Below are 19851 nucleotides of genomic sequence, written 5' to 3' on the forward strand. Positions count from 1 at the left end.
CCGCGCCCATGACAAGTCCCTATTCCGCCGCGCGCTGGCACGCCCCCGTTGCAACCACGGGCCTGTGGGCGCTGGCCGCCGGTGCGGCGGTGTTCTGGGGGCTGCGGCTCGCGGCGCCGCCCGAGCCTGTGGCCGCGGCGGCCACCATGCCGCGGGCGGCCGTCTCGGCCGACGCGGATGCGGTCGCGCGGCTGCTCGGCGTGGTTTCGGCGGCCGACGCGGCGCCCGCCGCACCCGAGGCGGCCAGCCGCTTTGCACTGTCGGGTGTGGTGGCGGATCCGTTCAACCAGGGCGCTGCACTGATCTCCATCGACGGCAAGCCGCCGCGGCCGTTCCGCGTCGGCTCGCGCGTGGGCGACAACTACGTGCTGCAGTCGGTCGGGGTGCGCGCGGCGACGCTAGGCACCAGCGCGCAGGGACCGGCGGCCTTCACGCTGCAGCTGCCCGTGCGCGCGCCGATCAGCTTCGGCAGCCCCGCTCCAGCGGGGGGGCCGGCCTCGCCAACGCCATCGGCCAGGCCCAGCGGGCTTTTTCCGGCGACGGTGCCTCCCGTGGTGGCGCCACCTGCCGGCGGAGCTGCACCGTCACAGGCGTCGCAAGCGCCGCCGTCAGATTCTGCGCAGCAGCCGCCTGCGCAGCAATAAAAGCCGGGCGGCCTTTCAGGCCTGCAGGAACAGCCTGTACGCCGGATTCGCCGTTTCCTCGACGTAGGGATAGCCCAGCGTTTCGAGGAAGTCGTCGAAGGCGGCCGCGTCGCCGGCCGGCACCTGCAAGCCCACCAGGATGCGGCCGTAGTCGGCCCCCTGGTTGCGGTAGTGGAAGAGGCTGATGTTCCAGTTCGGCCGCATCAGGCTCAGGAACTTGAGCAGCGCGCCCGGGCGCTCCGGAAACACGAAGCGCAGCAGCCGCTCGTCATGTGCCAGGCCCGTGCGTCCGCCCACCAGGTGCCGCAGATGCTCCTTGGCGAGCTCGTCGTGCGTGAGGTCGAGCGCGTCGAAGCCGTGGGCAATGAAGGTCTGCGCGATGGTTGTCGATTCGCCGCGCGTCGACGTGGTCAGGCCCACGAACACATGCGCCTTGGCCGCGTCGCTGATGCGGTAGTTGAACTCCGTCACGTTGCGCAGCGCACCGCCGATCGAGCCTGTTTCCTGCGACTCGCTGGCCGGCATCTCGCCGACCAGTTCGCAGAAGCGGCGGAAGCTGCCGCGCTCTTCGGGAATGGTCACCGCGAACAGCGCCTCGCGCTCCTCGCCGACCTCCGCGCGCTCGGCCACGAAACGCAGCCGGTCGAAGTTCATGTTGGCGCCGCACAGGATCGCCGCGTAGGTCTCGCCGTGGCGGCCGTGCCCGGCGACGTACTGCTTGATGGCGGCCACCGCGAGCGCCCCCGCCGGCTCCACGATGCTGCGGGTGTCGACGAACACGTCCTTGATGGCCGCGCAGACCGCATCGGTGTCGACCGCGATGTATTCGTCGACCAGGTTGCTGGCGATGCGAAACGTTTCTTCGCCCACCAGCTTGACCGCCGTGCCGTCCGAGAACAGCCCCACGTCGGGCAGGCTCACGCGCTGGCGCGCCGCCACCGACTGCATCATGGCGTCGGAGTCGTTCATCTGCACGCCGATCACCTTGATCTCCGGACGCACCGCCTTGATGTAGTTGGCCACGCCCGAGATGAGCCCGCCGCCGCCGATGGCCACGAAGACCGCGTCGAGCCGGCCCTGGTGCTGGCGCAGGATTTCCATGGCGATGGTGCCTTGGCCCGCGATCACGTCGGGATCGTCGAAGGGGTGCACGAAGGTCAGGCCCTGCTGCGCCTGCAGCTCGAGCGCATGCAGGTAGGCATCGGAATAGCTGTCGCCGTGCAGCACCACCTCGCCGCCGAAGCCGCGCACCGCATCGATCTTGAGCCGAGGCGTGGTCACCGGCATGACCACCACCGCGCGCGCACCCAGCTTGCGCGCACCCAGCGCCACGCCTTGTGCGTGATTGCCGGCCGATGCGCAGATGACGCCGCTCGCGAGCTGCTCGGCCGAGAGGTGCGCCATCTTGTTGTAGGCGCCGCGCAGCTTGAAGCTGAACACCGGCTGCTGGTCTTCGCGCTTGAGCAGCACGGTGTTGCCGAGCCTTTCGCTGAGCGCATTGGCTTTCTCGAGCCCGGATTCGACCGCCACGTCGTAAACGCGGGCGTTCAGGATTTTCCTGAGATAGTCAGCGGGCGTCAGTGCCGGCACAGGTACGTCGCGCACGGTTTTGTCCAAGGGAGATCTCAATTGATAAATGACGATGATAAGAGGCATCGGGATTGCGTACGGGATATGGCATGGACGCAAATGTCATAGACCTCATCCAGAGAGCCCCGGCCGCGAACGATTCGGTTTTTTTGCGCGCAGCTATCCCGCGAGCGAGGCGCCCGCCAGTCATTTAACAAATGAGCAAAATCTGTTAACCCTTTCTGTCAGCGACCTTTCCCAAAGGGTTGATGCAGGCAGAGGCCGCGCGCGTGCAGCGAGGCGAAATCGGACGGCCGACCTGGCAGGTAATGGGCAACAGATTGCGCGCGAACGTCATTCCTTTGCTGGGTGCCGTGCCGGCGCAGGCATTCGCTACTTCGGATGCGCAGCGCCTGATCGATCACCTCGGAGCGCAGGGCTTCACCAGCACCACGATTGCGCAGTACCTCGTGTTGCTGCGAAAGGTGTTGATGCACGGCGTGAACATCGGTGTGCTTCGCGATGCGCCGCCCTTCCCGAAGGTCAAGGTGCGCAGCCAGCCGCGCGGGAGCTTCAGTGTTGCGGAGTACCGGGCCGTGGTGGCGGCTGCGCGCCGACTGCGCGGGCAGCCGCATCCGGTGCTCGATCAGCTGGCCTCCGGCGAGCGCTTCTGGATCGCGCGCGAGCTGCTCGTCATGCCGCAGGAGCTGCCATGGTCGATCCGCTGGATGGTCAACACCTTCGTGCGCCCGAGCGAAAAGAAAAAAGCCCCGAGCCTTGCAGCTCGGGGCTAAATCCACCAATTGGAAGGGTGGAGGAGACAACCGGTGCGCACGGTTTCGTACGCCATGAAATAAAGTATATCGGGTGTTTGTTGCGTTGCAACAAGCAAGTGACGATTTCCCCACACACTACTGGATGTCGGCGTGATTTTTTGCCGAACATCCTGAATGGATCTGACACAGATGGAATGCACAGTAAGTTGGACCGGCGACGCCGGAACGCGCTCGGCCATGGGTTTCGTGGCCGAGACGGGCAGCGGCCATGTCTTGATGATGGACGGTGCGCCCGACGCCGCCAAACCCGAAAACGGCGGCCAGAACCTGGCGGCCAGGCCCATGGAAACCGTGCTCGCGGGCACGGGGGGCTGCACTGCCTACGACGTGGTGCTGATACTGAAGCGGGGCCGCCACCGGGTCGAGCGCTGCAGCGTCAAGCTGACCAGCGAGCGCGCGGAAAAGGACCCCAAGGTCTTCACCAGGATCCACATGCATTTCACCGTGGCGGGCAAGGGCATTCCTGCCGCCGCCGTCGAGCGTGCGATTGCCCTGAGCCATGAAACCTACTGCTCGGCCAGCATCATGCTGGCGAAGACCGCCGAGATCACCACCAGCTTCGACCTGATCGAAACCTGAGTCCGGCCAGCCCTCAGATCCGGTGCGCCACCGTGGTCATCACGCGGGAGGCGAACCGCATCAGGGCCTTGGCCGGCGCCGGCAGCTCCGCCGCTCCGGCATCGATGGCTTGCGCGGCGTGCTGCGCTTCATCGATCTTCATCTGCTCGACCACGGCCCTGGAGGCGCTGTCGGCGGCCGGCAGGCGGCCGAGATGGCTCTCCAGGTGGGCTTCCACCTGGCGTTCGGTCTCGGCAACGAACCCGAGGCTCAGCGGATCCCCCAGGCGTCCGGCCACCAGGCCCAGGCCGAAGGCACCCGCATACCAGAGCGGGTTCAACACGGAAGGCCGGGCGCCGAGTTCGTCCAGCCGCTGGCGCGTCCAGGCCAGGTGATCGGTTTCTTCGTGCGAGGCTTCGAGCAGGCGGGCCCGCAGGACAGGGTCGCGCGCCACCGCGGCCTGGGCGGTGTAGAGCGCCTGGGCGCACACCTCGCCCACGTGGTTCACCCGCATCAATGCCCCGGCCTCGCGCCGCTCCGAATCGGTCATCTCGCCGGGCGCCTGGGTGGGCGCAGGCGTGGCCCGTGTTGCATGGGGTCGGGCAAAAAGAGTGCGCAATGCCGCATCAGCCGCAGTCAGGACGGGGTCGAGCGTGGAAGTCATGCCCGTATTTGAACGTATGCGGAAAGAGCAGCGCGAAACAGTTGCTTCATTTCATATGGTGGTTTGTGAGCGCGCCAAAGTCCTTTGTTGCAGGACTGCAACGAAACGCGTGGGCCGCTGGAGATTTCGGGCGATTTGTTTTGCCCTGCCGCAGCGGCTCTGGTGCAATAGCATCAACTTCCCAAAAGGAGGTTGGCCCGGGGTCCGGTGGGAGCACAAAAGTGCCAGTCACGGTGAGCCCTTCGCACCGGAGCCCTATGTTTAACCTTGGAGAAACTTGCAATGAAAAAATCTCTAGTTGCTCTGGCTGCCCTGGCTGTTGCCGGTGTTGCCTCGGCTCAGTCGTCCGTCACGCTGTTCGGCGTGGTCGACGCTTCGATCAGCAGCTATTCGAGCACCTCGCGTGACCTGAACGGTGCCACGTTCCTGAACCCGTTCTACCTGAACCAAGGCAGCGTCAAGGTCAGCCGTCGTGAACTGGCTAACTCGGGCTACAACTCCAGCCGTCTGGGCTTCCGTGGTACGGAAGACCTCGGTGGTGGCCTGGCAGCCAGCTTCTGGCTCGAAGCCCCGATCAAGAACGACGACGGCTCGGAAGGCGTCGCAACGTTCAACCGTCGTTCGACCGTGAGCCTGTCGGGTGGTTTCGGTGAAGTCCGCCTCGGCCGTGACTACACCCCCACGTTCTGGAACAACACCGTGTTCGATCCGTTCGGCACCAACGGCGTTGGCACCAACCTGATCCAGACGGCTGTCGCCGACTTCGGTCACCCCACCCGCGCAAGCAACACCATCGGCTACTTCCTGCCGCCGAACCTGGGTGGCTTCTACGGTCAGCTGCAGTACGGCTTCCACGAGAAGACCAAGTACGATCCGGGCCTGGCTACGCCTAACGTCGCGAACAACTCGCGCACCGGCCGTAACATCGCTGGCCGCTTCGGCTACGCGAACGGTCCTCTGGACGTCGCAATCGCTTACGGCAGCAGCACGATCGGTGATCAGTTCTACGCTGGCACGACCACGAAGCTCAACACCCTGAACCTCGGCGCTTCGTATGACTTCGGTCCCGTGAAGCTCTTCGGTGAAGTGTCGCGCACCAAGAACAAGGTTGACTACGAAGTCACCCCGTTCGTGGCTGCTGCAGACGTCGACCTCACCGGCTACCTGCTCGGCGTGACCGTGCCGGTCGGTGCTGGCCTGATCCGCGCTTCCTACTCGCGCGTCAAGTACGACTTCAACGAAGTCCAACTGCCGTTCGAACCGTCGGTTGCCGACCCGAAGGCCAGCAAGCTGGCTCTGGGCTACGTGCACAACCTGTCGAAGCGCACGGCTCTGTACGCAACGATCGCTCGCGTGAGCAACAAGAACGGTGCAGCTCTGACCGTTGGTGGCCCGGCTTTCATCAACAACGCCGTCTTCACCCCGAAGAACTCCACCGGCTACGACTTCGGTATCCGTCACGCTTTCTAATTTGAGGCTGGCCTTGCGCCAGCTTTGAATCGAAAGACTCAAAAGCCACTCGACGAAAGTCGAGTGGCTTTTTTATTTGTGGCTTCGCTGATGTTGCGTGTGCACATCCGAAGCGCACCATCCGCGTGCACCCCCGGGGAATCACCGTGCGGGCACGCACCTTGCACTGCTAGCATGCCTGTTCACTTTGCTTGCTGAATGATTGCCTTCGTCCTGCGCCGCCTGATCCAGGCCGTGATCGTCATGATCGCGGTCGCGTTCATCGCCTTTCTTCTCTTCCAATATGTGGGCGACCCCGTCGTCTTTCTGCTGGGCCAGGACGCCAAGCCCGAGCAGATCCGCGAGCTGCGCGCCGCATTGGGGCTCGACCAGCCCTTCTTCGTGCAGTTCTGGCACTTTCTCGTCAATGCGGCCCAGGGCGAGTTCGGCCTGAGCCTGCGCCAGGGCGCGAAGGTCTCGCGCCTCATCGGCGAGCGCTTTCCGGCCACGCTCGAACTCGCGCTCGTGGCCGCGGTGCTGGCGCTGTTCATCGGCATCCCGATGGGCGTGTACACCGCGCTGCGCCGCGGCACTTTCCTGAGCCAGGTGTTCATGACCGTGTCGCTGCTCGGCGTGTCCCTGCCCACCTTCCTGATCGGCATCCTGCTGATCCTGGTCTTTGCGGTGATGCTGGGCTGGTTTCCGAGTTTCGGGCGCGGGGAGACCGTGCAGTTCGGCTGGTGGAGCAGCGGCCTGTTCCGGGCCGACGGATGGCATCACATCATCCTGCCGGCCGTCACGCTCGCGATCTTCCAGCTGACCCTGATCATGCGGCTGGTGCGCGCCGAGATGCTCGAGGTCCTGCGCACCGACTACATCAAGTTTGCGCGGGCCCGCGGCCTGACGAACCGCGCCATCCATTTCGGCCATGCGCTCAAGAACACGCTGGTGCCGGTGATGACCATCACGGGCCTTCAGCTCGGCGGCCTCATTGCCTTTGCCATCATCACCGAGTCGGTGTTCCAGTGGCCCGGCATGGGACTCTTGTTCATCCAGGCCGTGACCTTTGCCGACGTTCCGGTGATGGCGGCCTACCTGTGCCTCATTGCCTTGATCTTCGTGGTGATCAACCTGGTGGTCGACCTGCTGTACTTCGTGGTCGATCCGCGACTGCGCGTGGGCAAGGCGGGAGGACATTGAAATGACGGTTGCAGCTGCAGCACCGCGACTGCAAGCCTCGGGCAGGGCGTTTGCGCACATCGCGAGCTTCTACCCGGAGATCACGGCCTTTCGCCGCGACCTGCACGCCCACCCTGAGCTCGGCTTCGAAGAGGTCTACACGGCCGGTCGCGTGCGCGAAGCGCTGCGTGCCTGCGGCGTGGACGAGATCCACGACGGCATCGGCAAGACCGGCGTGGTGGGCGTCATTCGCGGCCGCTCCACGGCGAGCGGGCGGATGATCGGCCTGCGCGCCGACATGGACGCGCTGCCCATGCGCGAAGACAACGACTTCGGCTGGCGTTCCGCCAACGACGGCCTGATGCACGGCTGCGGACATGACGGGCACACAGCCATGCTGGTTGGCGCTGCGCGCTACCTGGCCGAAACCCGCAGCTTCGATGGCACCGCGGTGCTGATCTTCCAGCCCGGCGAAGAAGGCTTTGCCGGCGCACGCGTGATGATCGAAGACGGCCTGTTCGACCGCTTTCCGGTCGACTCGGTCTATGCGATGCACAACTGGCCCGCCATGCCCGCGGGCACCGTGGGCATCAACCGCGGCGCCATGATGGCCGCGGCCGACCGCGTGACGATCGACATCAAGGGCAAGGGCGGCCACGGTGCCCATGCCTACCAGACCATCGACCCCGTGGTGGTCGCCGCGCACATCATCACCGCCGCGCAGACCATCGTGTCGCGCAGCGTGCGGCCGATCGATGCGGCGGTGGTCAGCATCTGCGCGGTGCAGGCGGGCGACCTGGGCGCGATGAGCGTGATTCCGGGCGAGGCCACGCTGGTGGGCACCGTGCGCACCTTCAGCGCACGCGTGCAGGCGCAGGTCGAGCAGCGCCTGACCGAGCTGTGCACGGCCGTGGCCGCCGGCTTCGGCGCCACGGCCACCATCAAGTACGAGCGCATCTATCCGGCCACCATCAACACCGCGCCGGAGGCGATGTTCGCGGCCGACGTGGCCGAGTCGCTGGTCGGCGCGAAGAATGTCGACCGCAGCATGGAGCCCAGCATGGGCGCCGAAGACTTCTCCTTCATGCTGCAGAAAAAGGCCGGCGCCTACCTGCGCATCGGCCAGGACGCCAAGTGCGGCGCGTTCCTGCACAACAGCCGCTACGACTTCAACGACGAGATCCTGCCGCTCGGCGCCGCATTGCATGCGGGGCTGATCGAGCAGGGCATGCCGCTGGCTGCTACCCGCAGCGAGCAGCCCGTGAGAGACGCCGCTACCGCGGCGTCTTGATGTATTTCCGATTCCAACCCGAGGAGTGTTCCCATGAGTTTCCAGAAGAAGGCGGCCGCGGTCGCAGTTTTGTGCATGCTGGGCGCCACCAGCCTGATGGCCGGCGCGCAGACCATTCGCGTCGCGAACCAGGGGGACGCGCTGTCGCTCGACCCGCACTCGCTCAATGAGTCGCTGCAGCTGAGCACCACCGCCAACGTCTATGAAACGCTGGTCGGCCGCAACAAGGACCTGAGCGTTGCCCCGCTGCTGGCCACCAGCTGGAAGCAGACCTCGCCCACCGTGTGGCGCTTCGAACTGCGCAAGAACGTCCAGTTCCACGACGGCACGCCTTTCACGGCCGACGACGTGCTCTTCAGCTTCGCCCGCGCCGCCGGCGAGGGCTCGGACATGAAGTCCAACACCACCGACATCAAGGAAGTGCGCAAGGTCGACGCGCACACCATCGAGATCGAGACCAAGGGCCCGTTCCCCATTCTTCCGGATGTCATCACCCAGCTCATGATCATGAGCAAGAAGTGGTGCGAAGAGAACAAGGCCGTCACGCCCGTCGATCGACGCAAGGGCATCGAGAACACCGCCTCGTTCAAGGCCAACGGCACGGGCCCGTTCCGCGTGCGCGAGCGCCAGCCCAACGTGCGCACGGTGTTCGTGCGCAATCCCACCTACTGGGGCAAGATCGAAGGCAACGCGCAGGAGATCATCTTCACGCCCATCGCCAATCCCGCCACCCGCGTCGCGGCGCTGGTGTCCGGCGAGATCGACGTGATGGAGCCGGTGCCGGTGCAGGACGTGGCGCGCATCAACGCGAGCCCGAGCGCGCGCGTGATCTCCGGCCCCGAACTGCGCACCATCTTCCTGGGCATGGACCAGAAGCGCGACGAACTGCTGTACTCCAGCGTCAAGGGCAAGAACCCGTTCAAGGACAAGCGCGTGCGCCAGGCCTTCTACCAGGCCATCGATATCGTCGGCATCCAGCGCACGGTGATGCGCGGCGCATCGCGCCCCACGGCGCTGATGGTCGGCCCCGGCATCAACGGCTGGAACGAAGCGCAGGACAAGCGCCCGCCCTACGACGTGGAGGCCGCCAAGAAGCTGCTGGCTGAAGCCGGCTATCCCAGCGGTTTCGAAGTGACGATGAACTGCCCGAACGACCGCTACGTGAACGACGGCCAGATCTGCCAGAGCGTGGCTTCCAACCTTGCGAAGATCGGCGTCAAGATCAACCTCGCGGCGGAAACCAAGGGCACCTACTTCCCCAAGATCCTGCGCCGCGACACCAGCTTCTACCTGCTGGGCTGGACCCCGACCACCTACGACTCGCACAACGCGCTCACGGCGCTGATGGCCTGCCCGGACGACAAGACCGGCGCCGGACAGTTCAACCTGGGTGCCTACTGCAACCCGAAGCTGGACGAGCTGACCAAGAAGATCCAGTCGGAAACCGACAAGCCCAAGCGCGACGCGATGATCAAGGAAGCCTTCGACCTGCACACCGTGGACGTCGGCCACCTGCCGCTGCACCAGCAGGCGCTGGCCTGGGGCGTGAGCAAGAAGGTGGCGCTGACGCAGATGGCCGACAACTACATGCCCTTCAAGTGGATGAGCATCAAGCCGTGATCCCGCGGGCCGCCCGCCAGCGGGCGGCCTGAGTGGCTCGATCCTGGGCCCGCTTCTTGCGGGCCCATCCTTTTTGCCTCACGATGAAAAAAACATTCGCTCGATGGCTCGACAGCGACGTCGGCTACAGCTTTCGCACTTCGCCCGTGGCCATGGTGGCAGCGCTCATCGCACTGGCCTGCCTGTTCTGCGCAGTCTTTGCCGGGTGGGTTTCGCCGCACAATCCGTTCGACCTTGCGACGCTCGAACTCGGCGACGCGCGCCTGCCGCCCGCATGGAGCGCGGAAGGCTCCTCCAAATACCTGCTGGGCACCGACGATCAGGGCCGCGACATCCTCTCGGCCGTGATCTACGGCGCGCGCATCTCGCTGATCGTCGGCATCGTATCGGTGGCGCTGTCGATCACGGTGGGCGTGGTGCTCGGCCTCCTGGCCGGCTTTCTCGGCGGCTGGCTCGATTCGTTCCTCATGCGCCTGTGCGACGTGATGCTGTCGTTTCCGCCCATCCTGGTGGCGCTGCTGATTGCCGGCGTCGGCCGCGCGCTGTTTCCCAATGCGCATGAGTCGCTGGCCTTCGGCGTGCTCATCATTTCCATCTCGCTGACCGGCTGGGTGCAGTACGCGCGCACGGTGCGCGGCTCCACGCTGGTGGAGCGCAACAAGGAATACGTGCAGGCCGCCCGCGTGACCGGCGTGGCGCCGCTGCGCATCATGCTGCGCCACGTGCTGCCCAACGTGATGGGGCCGGTGATGGTGCTGGCCACCATCCAGGTGGCCACCGCGATCATCACCGAGGCGACCCTGTCGTTCCTCGGCGTCGGCGTGCCACCGACCTCACCTTCGCTGGGTACGCTGATCAGCATCGGCAACCAGTACCTGTTCTCGGGCGAGTGGTGGATCACCGTGTTTCCGGGCCTGATGCTGGTGCTGATCGCGCTCAGCGTGAACCTCTTGGGCGACTGGCTGCGGGACGCGCTGAACCCGCGCCTGCGCTGATAAAAAAAAGGACAACGCCACCATGACGCTGCTCCAGGTCAAGAACCTTGTCGTCGAGTTCCCGCACCGCCGCGGCACGCTGCGCGCGCTCGACGGAATTTCCTTCGACATCGCGCCCGGGGAAATCCTTGGCGTGGTGGGCGAGTCGGGCGCCGGAAAGTCGCTCACGGGCGCGGCCATCATCGGGCTGCTCGAGCCGCCGGGCCGCGTGGCCAGCGGGGAGATCGTGCTCGAAGGCCAGCGCATCGACAACCTCGGCTTCGATGCGATGCGGCCCATTCGCGGCCGCAAGATCGGCGCGATCTTCCAGGACCCGCTGACCTCGCTGAACCCGCTCTACACCGTCGGCCGGCAACTGGTGGAGACCATCCGCGCCCACCTGCCGGTGACCGAGGCCGAAGCGCGCCGCCGCGCCATCGGCCTCTTGCAGGACACCGGCATTCCGGCTGCCGAGCAGCGCATCGACCACTTCCCGCACCAGTTCTCGGGCGGCATGCGCCAGCGCGTGGTGATTGCCCTGGCGCTGGCGGCCGAGCCCAAGCTCATCGTGGCCGACGAGCCGACCACGGCGCTCGACGTGTCGATCCAGGCGCAGATCATCCAGCTGCTCAAGCGCATCTGCAAGGACCGCGGTGCCGCCGTGATGCTGATCACGCACGACATGGGCGTGATCGCCGAGACCTGCGACCGCGTGGCCGTGATGTACGCGGGCCGCATCGCGGAGATCGGCCCGGTGCACGAAGTGATCCACCAGCCGGCGCATCCCTACACCTCGGGCCTGATGGCCTCGATTCCCGACATGACGAGCGACCGCGAACGGCTCAACCAGATCGACGGCGCGATGCCGCGGCTCAATGCCATCCCGCAGGGCTGCGCCTACAACCCGCGCTGCCCGCGCACCTTTGCACGCTGCCTCACCGAGCGGCCCGAGCTCATGCATGCCGGTGCCACGCGCGCCGCATGCTGGCTGCACGATGCCACCGATCCGCACAAGGGCCAGGCCGAACTGGCGGCCCGGCACCACGACGCGCAGCTGGCCGGCGAGCGCGCCGTGCCCGATGCGGCCGCACCGCTTGCGGAGGTGAGCCGATGAGCACCGCACCGCTCGTGGTGGCGCACGACCTCGCCCGCACCTTCGACGTCTCGCCGCCGTGGCTCAACCGCGTGCTCGAACGCAAGCCACGCGTGCTGCTGCATGCGGTGGACGGCGTGAGCTTTTCGATCGAGCGCGGCAAGACGCTGGCGCTGGTGGGCGAATCGGGCTGTGGCAAGAGCACCGTGGCGCGGCTGCTGGTGGGCCTTTACGCACCCACGCGCGGCGGCCTGCAGTTCGATGGGCAGGATGCGCATGCCGCGTTCAAGACCCCCGAAGGCCGCAAGCTGCGCCGGCGCATCCAGATGATCTTCCAGGACCCGTACGCAAGCCTGAACCCGCGCTGGATCGTGGAAGACATCGTCGGCGAGCCGCTGCGCGAGCACGGCATCCTCAGCGGCAAGGCCGAACTGCGCGAGCGCGTGGGCGAGCTGCTCAAGTCGGTCGGCCTCTCGCCGCTGGACATGAGCAAGTATCCGCACCAGTTCTCGGGCGGCCAGCGCCAGCGCATCTCCATTGCGCGCGCGCTCGCCACCGAGCCCGAGTTCCTGGTGTGCGACGAGCCCACCTCGGCGCTCGACGTCAGCGTGCAGGCGCAGGTGCTCAACATCATGAAGGACCTGCAGCGCCAGCAGGGCCTGACCTATCTCTTCATCTCGCACAACCTTGCGGTGGTGCGGCACGTGGCCGACCAGGTCGGCGTGATGTACCTGGGCCGGCTGGTCGAGGTGGCCGACAAGCAGAAGCTCTTCGCCGAACCGCAGCATCCGTATACCCGGATGCTGCTCGACGCGATTCCGCAGATGAAGCACACCGGCCGCGCGCGCACGCCGGTGCAGGGCGAAGTGCCGAACCCGCTGAATCCGCCAACCGGCTGCGCGTTCCATCCGCGCTGTCCGCACGCGAATGCGCGGTGCTCGGCCGAGCGGCCGAAGCTGCTGAGCATCAGGGGCGTGCAGGTGGCCTGCCATGCGGCCGAGGAAGGCCGCATCTAGCCCAAGGTGTGCGTAAACGCACCGACATGCGCGGCAAAGCGGCGCAGAGTGCGGCCATGACCATGAAGAAGAACACAGGCACCGGCGGCAACCCGGCGATCCCGCCGGCGCTGGGCCGCCGCGGCTTTCTCATGGGTTCCGCGCTAGCGGCCACTTCGACGCTGGCTTCGCTTTGCTCGCTGTCGCACGCGGCGGGCGCGGCCGCGTCGCAGCGGATGCCGGTCATCTTCATCGGCCACGGCTCGCCGATGAATGCGCTGGCCGACAACGCCTTCACGCGCCGGCTGGCCGCCTGGGGCAGGGAGCTTGCGCGGCCCTCGGCCATCCTGAGCGTTTCGGCCCACTGGCTGAGCCGCGGCGCCACCGGCGTCGGAATGCAGGAGCGGCCGAAGACGATCCACGACTTCGGCGGCTTTCCGCAGGCGCTGTTCGACATCGAATACCCGGCGCCCGGCCACCCTGCGCTCGCGCGCGAAACCGTCGGCGCGGTGAAGCAGGCCGCGGTGGTCGGTACCCAGCAATGGGGCCTGGACCACGGAACATGGACGGTGCTGAAGCACCTGTACCCGAAGGCCGACATCCCGGTCTTCCAGCTCAGCATCGACTACGACCAGCCGGCCGCCTTCCACTACGCGGTCGGCCGCGACCTGGCGGCGCTTCGCGACAAGGGCGTGCTCGTGATGGGAAGCGGCAACGTGGTGCACAACCTGCGGGCCACCGACCGCGGCACACCCGATGGGCTCACGGCCAGCCGACCCTGGGCGCAATCGTTCGACGATGCGGTGAAGGCCGCGCTCGCGGGGCGGGACGACCGCGCGCTGGTCGGCTATGAAAAACTGGCGGGCGCTTCGACCGCAGTGGCCACGCCGGACCACTACTTTCCGTTTCTCTACGCGCTCGGCGCCGCGGGAACGAGCGAGCGCGCGAAGACGGTCTACGAGGGATTCCAGTCCGGCACGCTGAGCATGCGCTGCATCCAGTTCGGCTGACGACAGGCGCGCGGGTCTACTGCTCTTCGCTCCACGAGAAGCCGTCGCGCGCAATCATCGCGCTCGAGGCGCTCGGGCCCCAGGTACCGGCGGCGTAGGGGCGTGGCCCGCCGTCCGATGCCCAGCTGTCGATCAGCGGCTCGACCCAGCGCCAGGCTTCTTCCTGCTCGTCGCTGCGCACGAACAGGTTCAGGCGGCCGTCGATCACGTCGAGCAGCAGCCGTTCGTAGGCGCCCACGCGCTCGGCGCCGAAGCGCTTGTCGAAGTCGAGATCCAGCTGCACGGGCGCGAGCTGCGCAGTGCTGTGGTGCCCGTTGCTGCGCTGGCGGTTGTCCTGTGCCTGCGCGAGCATGTGCAGTTCCAGTCCGTCCCGCGGCTGGAGGTTGATCACCAGCTTGTTGACGGCGCCGGCGGGCGCGCGGTAGATCGCATGCGGCGTGGGCCGGAAGTTGACCTCGATGCGCGCGTCGCGCGAGGCCAGCCGCTTGCCGGTGCGGATGTAGAGCGGAACGCCGGCCCAGCGCCAGTTGGCGATTTCCGTGCGCAGTGCCACGAAGGTCTCGGTGCGGCTCTCGGGGTCGACGCCGGGCTCGTCCTTGTAGCCCGGCACGCGTTCGCCATACGCCGTGCCGGCCGTGTACTGGCCGCGAATGGCGTGCAGCCCCAGCGTCTCGGGCGTCCAGGGCTTGAGTGCGCGCAGCACCTTGAGCTTCTCGTCGCGGATGGCATCGGCATGCGAGTTGATCGGCGGCTCCATGCCGATGGCGCAGACCAGCTGCAGCGCATGGTTCTGCACCATGTCGCGCAGCGCGCCGGTCTGGTCGTAGAAGGCACCGCGCTTTTCGACGCCCAGGTCTTCGGCAATGGTGATCTGGATGTTGGCAATGTGCTCGCGGCGCCAGATGGGCTCGAACAGCGCATTGCCGAAGCGCATGGCGAACAGGTTCTGCACCGAGGGCTTGCCCAGGTAGTGGTCGATGCGGAAGACCTGCTTCTCGTCGAGCACCTTGCACACCGCGGCATTGATCGCGCGGTTGGAAGCCAGGTCGTGGCCCAGCGGCTTCTCGAGCACCACCCGGGTCGACGGGCCGTTCAGGCCGGCCGCGGCGATCTGCTCGACCACCTGGGTGAAGAGCGCGGGCGCCGTGGCCACGTACATCACCACCGTGTCGGCATTGCGCTGCTTGAGCAGGTCGGAAAGCCGCGCGTAGTCGGCCGGCTTGGACAGGTCCATGCGCAGGTAGTGCAGCAGCGAGGCGAACTTCTCGAACTCCTCGGCCGAAGGGCGCTTGGCGCCTTCGACGGCATTGAAGCGCGACTGGATCAGTTCGCGGTACTGGTCGTCCGAGAGGTCGTCGCGCGCAACGCCGATGATGCGTCCGTCTTTCGGAAGGCTGCCATGCCTGAAGGCCTGGAACAGCGCAGGCATCAGCTTGCGCCATGCGAGATCGCCAGTGCCGCCGAACAGAACGAGATCGAAGCTCATGAGTCGAATTTCCTTTTGTCTTGGTGCCGAGTGGGCTCTCCGGTTCAACCGAATGGTACTTGTACCAATTCATGAAACCTGTACGAAAGCTACGCTCGACCCCGGCCGGGAGGCCTATTTTTGTTTTGGAGGCGGGTTTTCACATGAAGAAGCTTTTTACTGCAGCGGCCTTGGTGGGTTTGTCGGCCGCCGCGTCGGCACAGGGCACGGTCAACGTGATCTGCTCGGTCCAGGCCGAATGGTGCAACGTGATTGCCACCGTGTATGCGCGCACCACGGGTACCCGCATCAACATGTCGCTCAAGGGCTCGGGCGAGGCGCTGGCCCAGCTCATTGCCGAGAAGGACAACCCCAAGACCGACATCTGGTTCGGCGGCACCGGAGACCCGCACCTGCAGGCGGCCGAGCAGGGCCTGACGCTCGAATACAAGTCGCCCACGCTGGCGCAGCTGCACCCCTGGGCCCAGCAGCAGGCCAGGCAGTCGGGCTACAGGACCGTGGGCATCTACTCCGGCCCGCTGGGCTTCGGCTACAACCCCGAGCTGCTCGCCAAGAAGAAGCTGCCCGTGCCCAAGACCTGGGCCGACCTGCTCAAGCCCGAATACAAGGGCGACATCCAGGTGGCCAACCCCGCATCGAGCGGCACGGCCTACACCATGATCGCCACGCTGGTGCAGCTGATGGGCGAGGACAAGGCCTTCGATTACCTGAAGGCGCTGCACAGGAACGTGGGCCAGTACACCCGTTCCGGCACCGGTCCCATCAAGGCGGTGGCGCGCGGCGAAACGGCGGTGTCGATCAGCTTCGTGCACGACGGCCCGGGCGAGAAGATGCAGGGCTTCCCGGTCGAGACCGTCACGCCCGGCGACGGCACCGGCGCCGAGATCGGCTCCATGAGCATCATCAAGGGCGCGCGCAACCTCGAGGCCGCGAAGAAGTTCTACGAATGGGCGCTCACGCCCGGCGCGCAGGAACTCGGCGCCGCCAACAAGCAGTTCCAGTTGCCGAGCAACGCGAATGCCAAGCTCGACCCGCGCATCCCTGACTTCAAGAAGATCAGGTTCATCAACTACGACTATGCGAAGTACGGCGCCAGCGCCGAGCGCCGGCGCCTGATCGCGCGCTGGGAAAAAGACGTCAATTCGCTGCCGCGCTAAGTGCAGGCCGCTTCCATCGGCGGCGCGCCGGCCAATCCGGCGTCGGTGGCCGCCGCCCGGCGGGCGCAGCGTTGGATCCGGGCCTGGGTGGCGCTGGGTTTCGCGGCCTACCTGCTGCTGCCCTGGTATGCGATCCAGGATGCCACCTGGTACGAAGCCGTTCCGCAGGTTTTCGGCCGGGCCGAGGGCGCCAACGGCCTGATGCAGGCGCTCACGCAGGGGCGCGGCTGGCTCTTCATCGGGCTCGCCGGCCTGGCGATGTGCGCCATTGGCGCCTGGCGGCCGGCCGGCCGCGCGCAGGGGCGCTGGCTGCTGGCGGGCGGCGCCATCGGTGCCTTCGGCCTGGCCATTGCCGGCTTCACCATCGGCGCGCGCGGCTGGAGCCTTGCGGCGCTCAACACGCAGTTCGGCGAACTCGCGATCAACCAGTTCGGCATCGGTGCGGGCGGCTTCGTGGCGCTCACGGCGCTCACGATGCTGGCGGCCTTCGGCATTGCGCGGCTCGGGCTTTTCAAGGGCGACCTGTTCGTGGCGGCCGCGGTCATCGGCTGCGGGGTGCTGATGGCGCTGTTCATCGCCTATCCGGTGAGCAAGGCGCTCGCGGGTGCCTTCCTCGACGAAGACGGCCGCTGGTCGATCACGGCCTTTGCCGCGCGCGTGTTCGCCGAACGCATCTGGGGCGTGGGCTGCCTGGCGGGCGGCGTGCGCTGCGGCGTGGCGTGGAACACGCTCGTGCTGGCGCTGCTGACGGCCGCCGGCACCACCTTCCTCGGCACCCTGATGGCGCTGATGGCCGAGCGCGGCAGCAAGCGCGGCCAGGGCGCGCTGCGGGTGCTGGCGCTGCTGCCGATCATCACGCCGCCTTTCGTGGTGGGATTGGGGCTGATCCTCCTGTTCGGCCGCGCGGGCATCGTCAACCAGCTGCTCGAGAGCGCGTTCGGCATCGAGCCGACGCGCTGGTTCTACGGTATGCCGGGCGTGCTGGTGGCGCAGCTGTTCGCCTTCACGCCCATCGCCTTCATGATCATGCGCGGGGTGGTGCAGGGCATTGCGCCCAGCCTGGAAGAGGCGGCGCAGATGCTGCGCGCCGACCGCCGCCGCACCTTCTTCACCATCACGCTGCCGCTTTTGAAGCCCGGGCTGGCGAATGCCTTCCTGGTCGGCTTCATCGAGAGCATCGCGGACTTCGGCAACCCGGTGGTGGTGGGCGGGCAGTTCTCGGTGCTGTCGACCGACATCTTCTTTGCCATCGTCGGCGCGCAGTACGACCAGGGCCGCGCGGCTTCTCTGGCGTGGGTGCTCACGGTCTTTGCGCTTGGCGTGTTCGCATTGCAGCGCGGCGTGCTCGGCCGGCAGAACTACACCACCGTGAGCGGCAAGGGCGATGCGGGCATCGCGATGGCGCTGCCGGGCGGCGTGCGGCGCACCATCCAGTGCATCGCGCTGCCCTGGATCGCGTTCACCGCGGTGGTCTACCTGTTCGCCTTCGCGGGCGGCTTCGTGCAGACCTGGGGCCGCGACTACAGCTTCACGCTCGATCACTTCAGGAATGCGTTCGCGCTCGAATGGGGCCAGTTCGGCCTGGTGTGGGCCGGCACTGCGTGGAATTCGCTGCTCACCACGCTCAAGCTCGCGGGCATCTCGGCGCCCATCACCGCGGCGCTTGGCCTGCTGATTGCGTGGCTGCTCGCGCGCAACGAGTTCAAGGGGCAGGGCGTCTTCGAGTTCGGCGCGCTGCTGGCCTTTGCCATTCCGGGCACGGTGCTCGGCGTGAGCTACATCCTGGCCTTCAACGTGCCGCCGTTCGAGCTCACGGGCACGGGGCTCATCATCGTGCTGTGCTTCATGTTCCGGAACCTGCCGGTGGGCGTGCGGGCCGGCACGGCGGCCTTCAAGCAGCTGGACCGCTCGCTGGACGAAGCCTCGCTGATGCTGCGCGCCTCCACCGCCCAGACGCTCTTCAAGGTGGTGCTGCCGCTGCTGAAACCCGCGCTGGTGGCTGCGCTGGTCTACAGTTTCGTGCGCGCCATGACGACGGTGAGCGCGGTGATCTTCCTGGTCACGGCCGAGAACGAACTGGCCACCACCTACATCATCGGCCGCGTGGGCAACGGCGACTACGGCATTGCGCTCGCTTACTGCACGGTGCTGATGGTGCTGATGTCGCTGGCCATTGCGCTGGTGCAGTTCATGGTGGGGGAGCGCAAGCTGGGGCGGCGCGGGGCTGTGCCTCCGCATGAGGGACATCACAAAATGGAAAGCCTGGCAGCATGAACGGTATCGAATTCCGCAACGTCACCAAGCGCTACGGCAGCGACAAGAACGGCCCGATGGCCGTCAAGGGCATCAGCTTCGAGGTGCCGGCCGGCACGCTCACCACCATCCTCGGGCCTTCGGGCTGCGGCAAGACGACCACGCTGCGCATGATCGCGGGGCTCGAATCGGCCACCTCCGGCTCCATCTTCATGGGCGGGCGCGACGTGACCACGCTGGGCCCGGCCGAGCGCAACGTGAGCATGATGTTCCAGAGCTACGCGCTGTTCCCGCACATGAACGTGATCGAGAACGTGGGCTACGGCCTGCGCATGAGCGGCGTGAAGAAGGACGAGGCCGCCTCACGGGCGCGCGGCGCGCTCAAGGGCGTGGGGCTGGTCGGCTTCGACGAGCGGCTGCCCAGCGAACTCTCGGGCGGCCAGCAGCAGCGCGTGGCACTGGCGCGCGCGCTGGTGCTGGAGCCGGCGGTGCTGCTGTTCGACGAACCGCTGTCCAACCTCGACGCCCGGCTGCGGCGCGAAATGCGCGAGGAGATCCGCGCGCTGCAGCAGCGGCTGAAGCTCACGGTGGCCTATGTCACGCACGACCAGAGCGAGGCCCTGGCCGTGAGCGACCAGATCATCGTGATGGACCATGGCGTGATCGCCCAGCGCGGCACGCCCGAGCAGCTCTACGCCCGGCCCGAGAGCGAGTTCGTCGCCGGCTTCATGGGCGAGGCGATGGTGTTCCCGGCGGTGGCGCAGGCCGACGGCAGCGTCGCGCTCGGCCCGCTGCGGCTGCAGCCGCGTCATGCGGTGGCGCCCGGCGCGGTGAAGGTGGCGGTGCGGCCCGAGGCCTGGGAAATTGGGGCGGGCGGCGCTAGCGAGGGCCTGCCTGCCACGCTGCGCAAGGCGGCCTACCTCGGCAGCTTCTACGAGTACGGCTTCGACACGCCGCTGGGGCCGGTGTTCGTGGTGTCGACCGACCTTTCGAGCCCCCTGGCCGCGGGCGCCGAGGCCACGCTGTCGCTGGCGGCGCACGGCGTGAGCGTGGTGCCGGGCGGCGCGTGAAAC

At 66.8% G+C, this 19851-nt stretch carries 17 protein-coding genes; 14 read left to right on the top strand and 3 right to left on the bottom strand.

Annotated features, from left to right (window positions below; genetic code table 11):
• Window positions 1–8 precede the first annotated feature (8 nt).
• Entirely contained in the window at window positions 9–644 is a 636-nt protein-coding gene (locus tag EJO66_RS19125; protein WP_124960947.1) for a type II secretion system protein N, read from the top strand.
• A gap of 15 nt (window positions 645–659) precedes the next feature.
• Here EJO66_RS19125 and ilvA read toward each other — a convergent pair whose 3' ends face one another.
• Window positions 660–2273 carry a threonine ammonia-lyase, biosynthetic gene (ilvA, locus tag EJO66_RS19130; protein ID WP_124960958.1) on the bottom strand — a complete coding sequence of 538 codons (1614 nt, stop codon included), beginning with the start codon at window positions 2271–2273 and terminating at the stop codon, window positions 660–662.
• A 269-nt stretch (window positions 2274–2542) separates the two neighbouring features.
• Here ilvA and EJO66_RS19135 point away from each other — a divergent pair, with 269 nt between their 5' ends.
• On the top strand, window positions 2543–3007 hold the full coding sequence (locus EJO66_RS19135) for a hypothetical protein (protein ID WP_240648610.1): 465 nt from the start codon (window positions 2543–2545) through the stop codon (window positions 3005–3007).
• Between the two features lie 171 nt (window positions 3008–3178).
• Entirely contained in the window at window positions 3179–3628 is a 450-nt protein-coding gene (locus EJO66_RS19140) for an OsmC family protein (RefSeq protein WP_124960948.1), read from the top strand.
• 13 nt (window positions 3629–3641) lie between these two features.
• On the opposite strand, the gene coq7 is transcribed toward EJO66_RS19140, so the two are convergent.
• The gene (gene coq7 / locus EJO66_RS19145) at window positions 3642–4271 is read right to left on the bottom strand and encodes a 2-polyprenyl-3-methyl-6-methoxy-1,4-benzoquinone monooxygenase (RefSeq protein ID WP_124960949.1); all 630 of its coding nucleotides are present in this window, start codon (window positions 4269–4271) and stop codon (window positions 3642–3644) included.
• Window positions 4272–4553: 282 nt separating this feature from the next.
• Between coq7 and EJO66_RS19150 the strand changes: the two genes are divergently transcribed.
• The 8 genes from EJO66_RS19150 (at window position 4554) to ygiD (ending at window position 13882) form a co-directional block, all read left to right on the top strand.
• The gene (locus tag EJO66_RS19150) at window positions 4554–5741 is read left to right on the top strand and encodes a porin (RefSeq protein WP_125965790.1); all 1188 of its coding nucleotides are present in this window, start codon (window positions 4554–4556) and stop codon (window positions 5739–5741) included.
• Window positions 5742–5939: 198 nt separating this feature from the next.
• Window positions 5940–6920 carry an ABC transporter permease gene (locus EJO66_RS19155; protein WP_012746238.1) on the top strand — a complete coding sequence of 327 codons (981 nt, stop codon included), beginning with the start codon at window positions 5940–5942 and terminating at the stop codon, window positions 6918–6920.
• Between the two features lies 1 nt (window position 6921).
• Window positions 6922–8190: a M20 aminoacylase family protein gene (locus tag EJO66_RS19160; RefSeq protein WP_125965791.1), complete on the top strand. Its 1269-nt coding sequence runs from the start codon at window positions 6922–6924 to the stop codon at window positions 8188–8190.
• Between the two features lie 33 nt (window positions 8191–8223).
• Window positions 8224–9810 carry an ABC transporter substrate-binding protein gene (locus tag EJO66_RS19165; protein ID WP_125965792.1) on the top strand — a complete coding sequence of 529 codons (1587 nt, stop codon included), beginning with the start codon at window positions 8224–8226 and terminating at the stop codon, window positions 9808–9810.
• Window positions 9811–9893: 83 nt separating this feature from the next.
• Window positions 9894–10805, top strand: a complete 912-nt coding sequence (locus EJO66_RS19170) for an ABC transporter permease (protein WP_124960953.1) — start codon at window positions 9894–9896, stop codon at window positions 10803–10805.
• Window positions 10806–10827: 22 nt separating this feature from the next.
• Entirely contained in the window at window positions 10828–11898 is a 1071-nt protein-coding gene (locus tag EJO66_RS19175; protein ID WP_124960954.1) for an ABC transporter ATP-binding protein, read from the top strand.
• Window positions 11895–12893: an ABC transporter ATP-binding protein gene (locus EJO66_RS19180; RefSeq protein WP_125965793.1), complete on the top strand. Its 999-nt coding sequence runs from the start codon at window positions 11895–11897 to the stop codon at window positions 12891–12893. The genes EJO66_RS19175 and EJO66_RS19180 overlap by 4 nt, the downstream gene beginning before the upstream one ends.
• A 62-nt stretch (window positions 12894–12955) precedes the next feature.
• On the top strand, window positions 12956–13882 hold the full coding sequence (gene ygiD / locus EJO66_RS19185) for a 4,5-DOPA-extradiol-dioxygenase (protein WP_476756209.1): 927 nt from the start codon (window positions 12956–12958) through the stop codon (window positions 13880–13882).
• A 16-nt stretch (window positions 13883–13898) separates the two neighbouring features.
• Here ygiD and zwf read toward each other — a convergent pair whose 3' ends face one another.
• The gene (zwf, locus tag EJO66_RS19190; RefSeq protein ID WP_124957484.1) at window positions 13899–15368 is read right to left on the bottom strand and encodes a glucose-6-phosphate dehydrogenase; all 1470 of its coding nucleotides are present in this window, start codon (window positions 15366–15368) and stop codon (window positions 13899–13901) included.
• 143 nt (window positions 15369–15511) lie between these two features.
• Here zwf and EJO66_RS19195 point away from each other — a divergent pair, with 143 nt between their 5' ends.
• From EJO66_RS19195 to EJO66_RS19205, 3 genes are read left to right on the top strand one after another with little or no spacing between them, the layout of a single operon-like run.
• Complete coding sequence (locus tag EJO66_RS19195; RefSeq protein WP_124957483.1) at window positions 15512–16525, top strand: ABC transporter substrate-binding protein; 1014 nt, start codon at window positions 15512–15514, stop codon at window positions 16523–16525.
• Complete coding sequence (locus EJO66_RS19200; protein ID WP_124957482.1) at window positions 16526–18799, top strand: ABC transporter permease; 2274 nt, start codon at window positions 16526–16528, stop codon at window positions 18797–18799. It begins immediately after the preceding gene.
• The gene (locus EJO66_RS19205; RefSeq protein WP_124957481.1) at window positions 18796–19848 is read left to right on the top strand and encodes an ABC transporter ATP-binding protein; all 1053 of its coding nucleotides are present in this window, start codon (window positions 18796–18798) and stop codon (window positions 19846–19848) included. Before EJO66_RS19200 ends, EJO66_RS19205 begins: the two co-directional genes overlap by 4 nt.
• Window positions 19849–19851 lie beyond the last annotated feature (3 nt).

Origin of the sequence: Variovorax beijingensis (assembly GCF_003951285.1) — a bacterium.
In the GTDB taxonomy this organism is placed as follows: domain Bacteria; phylum Pseudomonadota; class Gammaproteobacteria; order Burkholderiales; family Burkholderiaceae_C; genus Variovorax; species Variovorax beijingensis.

Coding starts and splice junctions, on each gene's coding strand:
- EJO66_RS19125 (WP_124960947.1), top strand. CDS start 9: ATGACAAGTCCCTATTCCGCCGCGCGCTGGCACGCCCCCGTTGCAACC.
- EJO66_RS19135 (WP_240648610.1), top strand. CDS start 2,543: ATGGGCAACAGATTGCGCGCGAACGTCATTCCTTTGCTGGGTGCCGTG.
- EJO66_RS19140 (WP_124960948.1), top strand. CDS start 3,179: ATGGAATGCACAGTAAGTTGGACCGGCGACGCCGGAACGCGCTCGGCC.
- coq7 (WP_124960949.1), bottom strand. CDS start 4,271: ATGACTTCCACGCTCGACCCCGTCCTGACTGCGGCTGATGCGGCATTG.
- EJO66_RS19150 (WP_125965790.1), top strand. CDS start 4,554: ATGAAAAAATCTCTAGTTGCTCTGGCTGCCCTGGCTGTTGCCGGTGTT.
- EJO66_RS19155 (WP_012746238.1), top strand. CDS start 5,940: ATGATTGCCTTCGTCCTGCGCCGCCTGATCCAGGCCGTGATCGTCATG.
- EJO66_RS19160 (WP_125965791.1), top strand. CDS start 6,922: ATGACGGTTGCAGCTGCAGCACCGCGACTGCAAGCCTCGGGCAGGGCG.
- EJO66_RS19165 (WP_125965792.1), top strand. CDS start 8,224: ATGAGTTTCCAGAAGAAGGCGGCCGCGGTCGCAGTTTTGTGCATGCTG.
- EJO66_RS19170 (WP_124960953.1), top strand. CDS start 9,894: ATGAAAAAAACATTCGCTCGATGGCTCGACAGCGACGTCGGCTACAGC.
- EJO66_RS19175 (WP_124960954.1), top strand. CDS start 10,828: ATGACGCTGCTCCAGGTCAAGAACCTTGTCGTCGAGTTCCCGCACCGC.
- EJO66_RS19180 (WP_125965793.1), top strand. CDS start 11,895: ATGAGCACCGCACCGCTCGTGGTGGCGCACGACCTCGCCCGCACCTTC.
- ygiD (WP_476756209.1), top strand. CDS start 12,956: ATGAAGAAGAACACAGGCACCGGCGGCAACCCGGCGATCCCGCCGGCG.
- zwf (WP_124957484.1), bottom strand. CDS start 15,368: ATGAGCTTCGATCTCGTTCTGTTCGGCGGCACTGGCGATCTCGCATGG.
- EJO66_RS19195 (WP_124957483.1), top strand. CDS start 15,512: ATGAAGAAGCTTTTTACTGCAGCGGCCTTGGTGGGTTTGTCGGCCGCC.
- EJO66_RS19205 (WP_124957481.1), top strand. CDS start 18,796: ATGAACGGTATCGAATTCCGCAACGTCACCAAGCGCTACGGCAGCGAC.